Source organism: Streptomyces sp. NPDC060049 (genome assembly GCF_042736715.1).
Lineage (GTDB): Bacteria > Actinomycetota > Actinomycetes > Streptomycetales > Streptomycetaceae > Streptomyces.
Genome location: NZ_JBHWVV010000035.1, coordinates 1 through 8,479, shown reverse-complemented (window position 1 = coordinate 8,479; position 8,479 = coordinate 1). Strand labels below are relative to the sequence as shown.

6 protein-coding genes are annotated in these 8,479 nt (G+C 69.4%); 1 reads left to right on the top strand and 5 read right to left on the bottom strand.

Translation table 11 applies throughout. The features are described from left to right. Window positions 1-47: 47 nt before the first annotated feature. From ACFWBY_RS36520 to ACFWBY_RS36500, 5 genes are all read right to left on the bottom strand, one after another. Complete coding sequence (locus ACFWBY_RS36520; protein WP_385345025.1) at window positions 48-1,040, bottom strand: PAC2 family protein; 993 nt, start codon at window positions 1,038-1,040, stop codon at window positions 48-50. Window positions 1,041-1,168: 128 nt separating this feature from the next. Further along, entirely contained in the window at window positions 1,169-2,776 is a 1,608-nt protein-coding gene (locus ACFWBY_RS36515) for an FAD-dependent oxidoreductase (protein WP_385345022.1), read from the bottom strand. Window positions 2,777-2,820: 44 nt separating this feature from the next. Continuing rightward, the gene (glpK, locus tag ACFWBY_RS36510) at window positions 2,821-4,347 is read right to left on the bottom strand and encodes a glycerol kinase GlpK (RefSeq protein ID WP_385345019.1); all 1,527 of its coding nucleotides are present in this window, start codon (window positions 4,345-4,347) and stop codon (window positions 2,821-2,823) included. Window positions 4,348-4,424: 77 nt separating this feature from the next. Further along, window positions 4,425-5,207 carry an MIP/aquaporin family protein gene (locus ACFWBY_RS36505; RefSeq protein ID WP_385345016.1) on the bottom strand — a complete coding sequence of 261 codons (783 nt, stop codon included), beginning with the start codon at window positions 5,205-5,207 and terminating at the stop codon, window positions 4,425-4,427. 330 nt (window positions 5,208-5,537) lie between these two features. After that, on the bottom strand, window positions 5,538-6,305 hold the full coding sequence (locus tag ACFWBY_RS36500) for an IclR family transcriptional regulator (RefSeq protein ID WP_385345013.1): 768 nt from the start codon (window positions 6,303-6,305) through the stop codon (window positions 5,538-5,540). A gap of 262 nt (window positions 6,306-6,567) precedes the next feature. Between ACFWBY_RS36500 and ACFWBY_RS36495 the strand changes: the two genes are divergently transcribed. Further along, on the top strand, window positions 6,568-8,479 hold a 1,912-nt coding region (locus tag ACFWBY_RS36495), incomplete at its 3' end, for a homocysteine S-methyltransferase family protein (protein ID WP_385409756.1).

The following is an 8,479-nucleotide window of genomic DNA, read 5'->3' as shown; positions in this document are numbered from 1 at the left end:
CCCCGGCCCTCGGCCGGGGGGCGTCGCCGTACGCACGGGCAAGGCCGCTACGCCTCCGGGGTGTCGTCCCCGTCCGGAGCGGCCGGTCCCTCCGCGGACGGGGGTTCCTGCTCCGGCTTGCGCTTCGGCGGGCGCGTCAGACCGCTGGAGGTGTCCCGCAGGTAGGAACCGTCGCCCGGTTCCGGCGCCGGGCCCGCCGCGGGGTCGCGGCGCCGCAAGTAGCGCTCGAACTCCCGGGCGATGGCGTCACCCGAAGCCTCCGGCAGGTCGGCCGTGTCCCGCGCCTCCTCCAGCGTCTGGACGTACTCCGCCACCTCGCTGTCCTCCGCCGCCAGTTGGTCCACGCCCAGCTGCCACGCCCGCGCGTCCTCGGGGAGTTCGCCCAGCGGGATCCGGATGTCGATCAGATCCTCCAGACGGTTGAGCAGCGCCAGCGTCGCCTTGGGGTTCGGCGGCTGGGAGACGTAGTGGGGCACCGCGGCCCACAGGGACACCGCCGGAACCCCGGCATGGGTGCAGGCCTCCTGCAGGATGCCCACGATCCCCGTCGGGCCCTCGTACTTGGTCTCCTCCAGGTCCATCGTCCGCGCCAGATCGGCGTCCGACGTCACCCCGCTGACCGGCACCGGGCGCGTGTGCGGGGTGTCACCCAGCAGCGCCCCCAGGATGACGACCATCTCCACGCCCAGCTCGTGGGCGAAGCCGAGGATCTCGTTGCAGAACGACCGCCACCGCATGGACGGTTCGATCCCCCGCACCAGCACCAGGTCGCGCGGCTTCGCGCCGCCGATCCGGACCACGGACAGCCGGGTCGTCGGCCACGTGATCTTCCGCACGCCGTTGTCCAGCCACACTGTCGGCCGGTTGACCTGGAAGTCGTAGTAGTCCTCGGCGTCCAGAGCCGCGAAGACCTCGCCCTTCCACTCCCGGTCCAGGTGCGCCACCGCACCGGAGGCCGCGTCACCCGCGTCGTTCCAGCCCTCGAACGCGGCCACCATGACCGGGTCGATCAGCTCGGGCACGCCCTCAAGCTCGATCACCCAGGTCTCCTTCCGAAGTTCCCCTTGCGTACGTGGGTCAGCCTAAGCCTTGAGACGACGCCAGCCACAGCCCACGACAGAGGGGCGGTTCCCCTCGGAACCGCCCCTCTGCCCTTCTGCGCGACCGGTTATGCCTTGTCGGCCAGCATCTCCTCGACCCGGCCGCGCACTTCCGCGCTGTCCAGACCGCGAACGGTGACCGTCGTACGGCGCCGCAGCACGTCGTCGGCCGTCTCCGCCCACTCCTTGTCCCTGGCGTAGGCGACCTGTGCCCAGATCTCCGGCCCGTCCGGGTGGATGCGCTCCGCCAGCGCCGGGTCCTCGTTCGCGAGCCGCGCGATGTCGAAGGCGAGCGAGCCGTAGTGCGACGCCAGGTGGCGCGCGGTCAGCGGGTCCATCCGGGAACCCGGCTCGCGGTCCACGAGCAGCCTGTGCGCCACCGCGTTCGGGTTGGCGACACCGGGCAGCGCGATCCGGCGCACGAGGGACTTCACCGGCTCCATGTCCTCGGTCAGCGGGCTGCCCGGAAGCTTGGCCAGCTTGTCCATAACCACGCGGCCGATGTGCCGGTACGTCGTCCACTTGCCGCCGGCGACCGACAGCATGCCGCCCGCGCCCTCGGAGACGACCGTCTCGCGCTTGGCCTTCTCGACCCCGCCGGGACCGCCCGGCAGCACGCGCAGGCCCGCGAAGGCGTACGTCATCAGCGAGCGGTCCAGATCGGCGTCCTTCACCGAGAAGGCGGCCTCGTCGAGTATCTGGTCGATGTCGGACTCGGTGGCGCGCACGTCCGCCGGGTCGCCCTCGTACGCCTCGTCGGTGGTGCCCAGCAGCAGCTGGTCCTCCCACGGCAGGGCGAAGGTGATGCGGTACTTGTCGATCGGGGTGGCCATGGCGGCCTTCCACGGCGACTTGCGCTTCATGACGATGTGCGCGCCCTTGGACAGCCGGATGGACGGCATCGAGTGCTTGTCCTCCATGCGCCGCAGGTGGTCCACCCACGGCCCGGTGGCGTTGAGCACGACCCGCGCGTCCACACCGAACTCGGTGCCGTCGAGACGGTCCTTGAGCTCGGCGCCGCTGACCCGGCCGCGCGTCATGCGCAGACCGGTGACCTCGGCGTGGTTCAGGACGACGGCGCCCGACTCGACGGCCGCGCGGACCGTCATGACGGCGACGCGCGAGTCGTTCATCTGGTGGTCGTAGTAGACGGCGACGGCCTTGAGGCCGTCCGTCTTCAGACCCGGGTTGTCGGCGGCGGCACGGGCCGGAGAGATGATCTTGCCCATGCCGTCGCCGAAGCCGGACAGCGCCGAGTACGCGAACACGCCCGCGCCCAGCTTCGCGGCGCCGACCGGGCCGCCCTTGTACACCGGCAGGTAGAAGGTCAGCGGGTTGACCAGGTGCGGGGCCACGTCCTTGGCCAGCACCCGGCGCTCGTGGTGGTTCTCCGCGACCAGCTTGACCGAACCGGTCTGCAAGTAGCGCAGACCGCCGTGGACGAGCTTGGAGGAGGCGGAGGAAGTGGCGCCGGCGAAGTCGCCGGCGTCCACCATCGCGACCCGCAGCCCCGACTGCGCGGCATGCCAGGCGACCGAGGTGCCCAGGATTCCACCGCCGATGACCAGCAGGTCGTACGTGGCCTTCGCCAGCTGCTCACGGGTCTCGGCGCGGCTCGCGTTCGAACCGGCGGTCGGGTGCGTACCCAGGGTGGGAACGCGCTGCAGGGTGCTCATATCCGTTGACTCCTACTTACTCGTCGATTGCGCCGGCCGTGCGGTCAGCTGGCGTCTTCGTCGTCGACCCAGCCCATCGACCGCTCCACGGCCTTGAGCCAGCTCTTGTACTCGCGATCCCGCTGCTCGGCGGGCATCCGCGGGGTCCACTCCGCCGCGCGGCGCCAGTTGGCGCGCAGGGCGTCGGTGTCGGGCCAGAAGCCGACGGCCAGGCCGGCGGCGTAGGCGGCGCCGAGGCAGGTGGTCTCGGCGACCATCGGGCGCACCACGGGGGCGTCCAGGAAGTCCGAGAGCGTCTGCATCAGCAGGTTGTTGGAGGTCATGCCGCCGTCGACCTTGAGGGCGGCGAGCTCGACGCCCGAGTCCTTGGTCATGGCGTCGGTGATCTCGCGGGTCTGCCAGGCGGTGGCCTCCAGGACGGCACGGGCGATGTGCGCCTTGGTGACGTACCGGGTGAGGCCGGTGATCACACCGCGGGCGTCGGAGCGCCAGTACGGGGCGAACAGGCCGGAGAAGGCCGGCACGAAGTAGGCGCCGCCGTTGTCCTCGACGGAGGAGGCCAGGGTCTCGATCTCGGCCGCGGACTTGATCAGGCCCATCTGGTCGCGCATCCACTGGACGAGCGAGCCGGTGACGGCGATGGAGCCTTCCAGCGCGTAGACCGGCTGCTGGTCGCCGATCTGGTAGCCGACCGTGGTCAGCAGCCCGCTGTAAGAGTTGATGATCTTGTCGCCGGTGTTCATCAGCATGAACGTGCCGGTGCCGTACGTGGACTTCGCCTCGCCCTCGGCGAAACAGGTCTGGCCGAACAGCGCGGCCTGCTGGTCGCCGAGCGCCGAGGCGACCGGGACGCCGGCGAGGACGCCGTCCTTGACGTGGCCGTAGACCTCGGCGGAGGACTTGATCTCCGGGAGGACGTTCATCGGGACGCCCATGGACTCGGCGATCTTGTCGTCCCAGGCCAGGGTGTGCAGGTTCATCAGCATGGTGCGCGAGGCGTTGGTGACGTCGGTGACGTGCACACCGCCCTGGGCGCCGCCGGTGAGGTTCCAGATGACCCAGGAGTCCATCGTGCCGAAGAGGATGTCGCCGGCCTCGGCGCGCTCGCGCAGGCCCTCGACGTTGTCGAGCAGCCAGCGGACCTTCGGGCCGGCGAAGTAGCTCGCCAGCGGCAGGCCGGTCTCGCGGCGGAAGCGGTCCTGGCCGACGTTGCGGCCGAGCTCCTTGCACAGGGCGTCGGTACGGGTGTCCTGCCAGACCAGCGCGTTGTGGACCGGCTCGCCGGTGTTCTTGTCCCACAGCAGGGTGGTCTCGCGCTGGTTGGTGATGCCGACGGCCTTGACGTCCGCGGCGGTGATCTCCGCCTTGGCGATGGCTCCGGCGACGACCTCCTGGACATTGGTCCAGATCTCGGCGGCATCGTGCTCGACCCAGCCCGGCTTCGGGAAGATCTGCTCGTGCTCCTTCTGGTCGACGGCGACGATGCGGCCGTCGCGGTCGAAGACGATGCAGCGGGAGGAGGTGGTGCCCTGGTCGATCGCGGCGATGAACGGGCCGGTGCTGGTGGTCATGGTGGCTGCTCCTGGCGGGTGTCGAAGTAGGCGGAATCAGAAGGGCGGTGCGGGTGGTGCCGTAGTGCCGATGCTGATCAGGCGAACGCGATGTTGTACAGACCGCCGGCGAGCGCGGCACCCGCGAGGGGGCCGAGAACCGGGATCCAGGAGTAGCTCCAGTCCGATCCGCCCTTGTTGGGCAGCGGCAGCAGGGAGTGGACGATGCGCGGGCCGAGGTCGCGGACCGGGTTGATGGCGTAGCCGGTCGGCCCGCCGAGCGAGAGGCCGATGCCGACGACCACGAACGAGGTGATCAGGACGCCTATGACGCCGAGGCCCTTGCCGTCGTCCTGGAGGCCCTGGGTCAGGATGGCCAGGACCAGGACGGCGGTGCCGATGATCTCGGTGGTGAGGTTCTGGACGACGTTGCGGATCTCGGGGCCCGTGGAGAAGATCCCGAGCACCGGGCCGGCCACGTCGTGCGGGTGCGGGTCCTCGGGACCGAGCTTGGCGTCACGGATGTGCTCCGGGTCGGCCAGGTGCGCCTGGAACTGACCGTAGTAGGTGATCCACATCAGGACCGAGCCGATCATGGCGCCGAGCAGCTGACCGGCGAAGTAGACCGGTACGTCGTTCCAGTCGCCGCTCTTGATCGAGAGGCCGACCGTGACGGCCGGGTTGAGGTGCGCACCGGAGAGCGGCGCGGACACGTAGGCGGCGATCAGGACGGCGAAACCCCAGCCGAAGGTGATCGCGAGCCAGCCGGCGCCCCGGGCCTTGGAGCTCTTGAGCGTCAGTGCGGCGCAGACGCCACCGCCGAGCAGGGTGAGCAGGGCGGTACCGATGGTCTCGCCGATGAAGATGTCGGAGCTGGACACCCGCGACTCCTTTGTCGTTCAGGGAGTGGTGGAACACCGGGTCCCTCCGGTGTCGCACGCACTCGGTGAGTGCTGCACCGGTCCGTGGCCTTGCCACACCTTAACGCGTATTGCCGGTAGGTGTTCGGCAATGCCGACCGATGAACGGCAGTTTTCCGCCAGGCGGAGCGGGCGTCAAGGCTTGACCAGGCCAGGGGGTCGGATCGTTACCAGTCGGTGCGATCGCCCAAATTCGGCCACCGGTTGATCAGCAAACGCCAAAAACCACCCAAATGCCACAGGGGAGCGGCCAATGGGTGGTCAGGGTGTGGCGTTCGGGTCAGGACCAGATCAGAACCGGCCTGCCCCGAGGTCGCGTGAAACCGCCCGTGCGCAGTCCCGCACGGACGCCACGAGGGACGCACGGGGCTCCGCGGAGTCCCCGCACATCCGCTCCACGGCCCCCGCGACGGCCACCGCGCCGACCGGCATCCTGCGCCGGTCGTGGATGGGGGCCGCCACCGAGGCGAGCCCGTCCCAGGTCTCCTCGATGTCGCTGGCCCAGCCGCGTGCCCGGGTCAGCTCCAGGATTTCTTCGAAGGCGGCCCTGTCGGTGACCGTGCGGGGGGTGAACGCCTCCCGCTCCACCTCCGTGACCTGTGTGTGCGCCACGGGGTCGTACGCGGACAGGACCTTGCCCAGGGCCGTGGAGTGCAGCGGCTGCATGGCCCCTACCTCCAGGACCTGCCGGCTGTCGTCCGGCCGGAAGACGTGGTGCATGATCAGCACCCCGCTCTTGTGGAGCACTCCCACATAGACGCTCTCCCCGCTCGCCCGGGCCAGATCGTCCGTCCACACCAGGGCGCGGGCCCGCAGCTCGTGGACGTCCAGATAGCTGTTGCCCAGGCGCAGCAGCTCCGCGCCGAGCTGGTAGCGGCCGGAGGCCGGGTCCTGCTCCACGAAGCCCTCGGCCTGCAGCGTGCGCAGGATCCCGTGCGCCGTTCCCTTGGCCAGGCCCAGGGAAGAGGCCACGTCCGAAAGCCCCAGCCGGCGCTCGCCGCCCGCCAGGAGCCGCAGCATCGCAGCGGCTCGTTCGAGCGACTGGATGTTCCGTGCCATCGCGCAGCCTCCTGCTGACGTAGTTCGACAATGCTGAACACTATCGGTCGATGCCGACTTCTTGCATACGGGAAGGGTCCCGGCAAACGTGGCGGCCCGCATCCACCCGGCCGAAGGCCGTCACCATCCCGCGCACAGAATGCAGTCCGCCACGTGGGACAGCCTCACCGGGGCCGGTTCCACGCGGTTACCCTGACCGCGTGCACCCTTGACACAGAGGGGGTGCAAAGCCGACAGCCGTCGCATCCCAGGGAGCACAGCCATGGCCTCGTTGCCGAACCCGCCCGCAGACACCCAGACCCGGGCCGATGCCCTCCGCCAGGCACTGGCGACCCGTGTGGTGGTGGCCGACGGGGCGATGGGGACGATGCTCCAGGCGCAGGACCCGAGCATGGAGGACTTCGAGCAGCTGGAGGGCTGCAACGAGGTCTTGAACGTGACGCGTCCGGACATCGTGGCGAACGTGCACCGGGAGTACTTCGCGGCCGGTGTGGACTGCGTGGAGACCAACACGTTCGGTACGAACTACGCGGCGTTGGCGGAGTACGACATCGCGGAACGCAACCACGAGCTGTCGGTGGCCGGGGCCCGGATCGCCCGCGAGGTCGCGGACGAGTTCACCGTCTCGACGGGGCAGCAGCGGTGGGTCCTGGGCTCGATGGGTCCGGGCACGAAGCTGCCCACGCTCGGTCACATCGACTACGGGACGATCCGTGACGCCTACCAGGTCAATGCGGAGGGTCTGATCGCGGGCGGCGCGGACGCGCTGCTGGTGGAGACGACGCAGGACCTGTTGCAGACGAAGTCGTCGATCGTGGGTGCCCGCCGGGCGATGGACGCGCTGGGCGTGACGGTTCCGTTGATCTGTTCGGTGACGGTGGAGACGACCGGCACGATGCTGCTGGGTTCGGAGATCGGTGCGGCGCTGACGGCGTTGGAGCCGTTGGGCATCGACATGATCGGTTTGAACTGCGCGACCGGCCCCGCGGAGATGAGCGAGCACCTGCGCTACCTCGCGCGGAACTCCCGCATCCCGATCTCCTGCATGCCCAACGCCGGCCTGCCCGTCCTGGGAAAGAACGGCGCGCACTATCCGCTGTCGGCGGCCGAGCTCGCGGACGCGCAGGAGACGTTCGTCCGTGAGTACGGGCTGTCGCTGGTGGGTGGCTGCTGCGGCACGACGCCGGAGCATTTGCGTCAGGTGGTGGAGCGGGTCCGCGGGCTGAGTCCGAGCGTCCGCGATCCGCGTCCGGAGCCGGGTGCGTCTTCGCTGTATCAGACGGTGCCGTTCCGCCAGGACATCTCCTATATGGCGATCGGTGAGCGGACGAATGCCAACGGGTCGAAGAAGTTCCGCGAGGCCATGCTGGAGGCCCGTTGGGACGACTGTGTGGAGATGGTCCGCGACCAGATCCGCGAGGGCGCGCACATGCTGGACCTGTGTGTGGACTACGTGGGCCGTGATGGCGTCGCGGACATGCGGGAGCTGGCCGGGCGTTTCGCGACGGCTTCGACCCTGCCGATCGTGTTGGACTCCACGGAGGTTCCCGTTCTGCGGGCCGGCCTGGAGAAGCTGGGCGGGCGCGCGGTCATCAACTCGGTGAATTACGAGGACGGTGACGGGCCGGAGTCGCGGTTCGCGAAGGTGACCCGTCTGGCTCAGGAGCATGGTGCCGCGCTGATCGCGTTGACCATCGACGAGGAGGGCCAGGCCCGCACCGTCGAGCACAAGGTCGCGATCGCGGAGCGGTTGATCGCGGATCTGACGGGGAACTGGGGGATCCGCGAGTCGGACATCCTCATCGACACCCTCACCTTCACGATCTGCACCGGGCAGGAGGAGTCCCGTAAGGACGGCATCGCGACGATCGAGTCGATCCGCGAGCTCAAGCGCCGCCATCCGGACGTGCAGACGACCCTGGGATTGTCGAACATCTCCTTCGGGCTGAACCCGGCGGCCCGTGTGCTGCTGAACTCGGTGTTCCTCCACGAGTGCGTGAAGGCGGGCCTCGACTCGGCGATCGTGCACGCGTCGAAGATCCTGCCGATCGCGCGGTTCGACGAGGAGCAGGTGACCTGCGCCCTCGATCTGATCTACGACCGGCGGGCGGAGGGTTACGACCCGCTGCAGAAGCTGATGGCCCTGTTCGAGGGCGTGAATACGAAGTCGATGA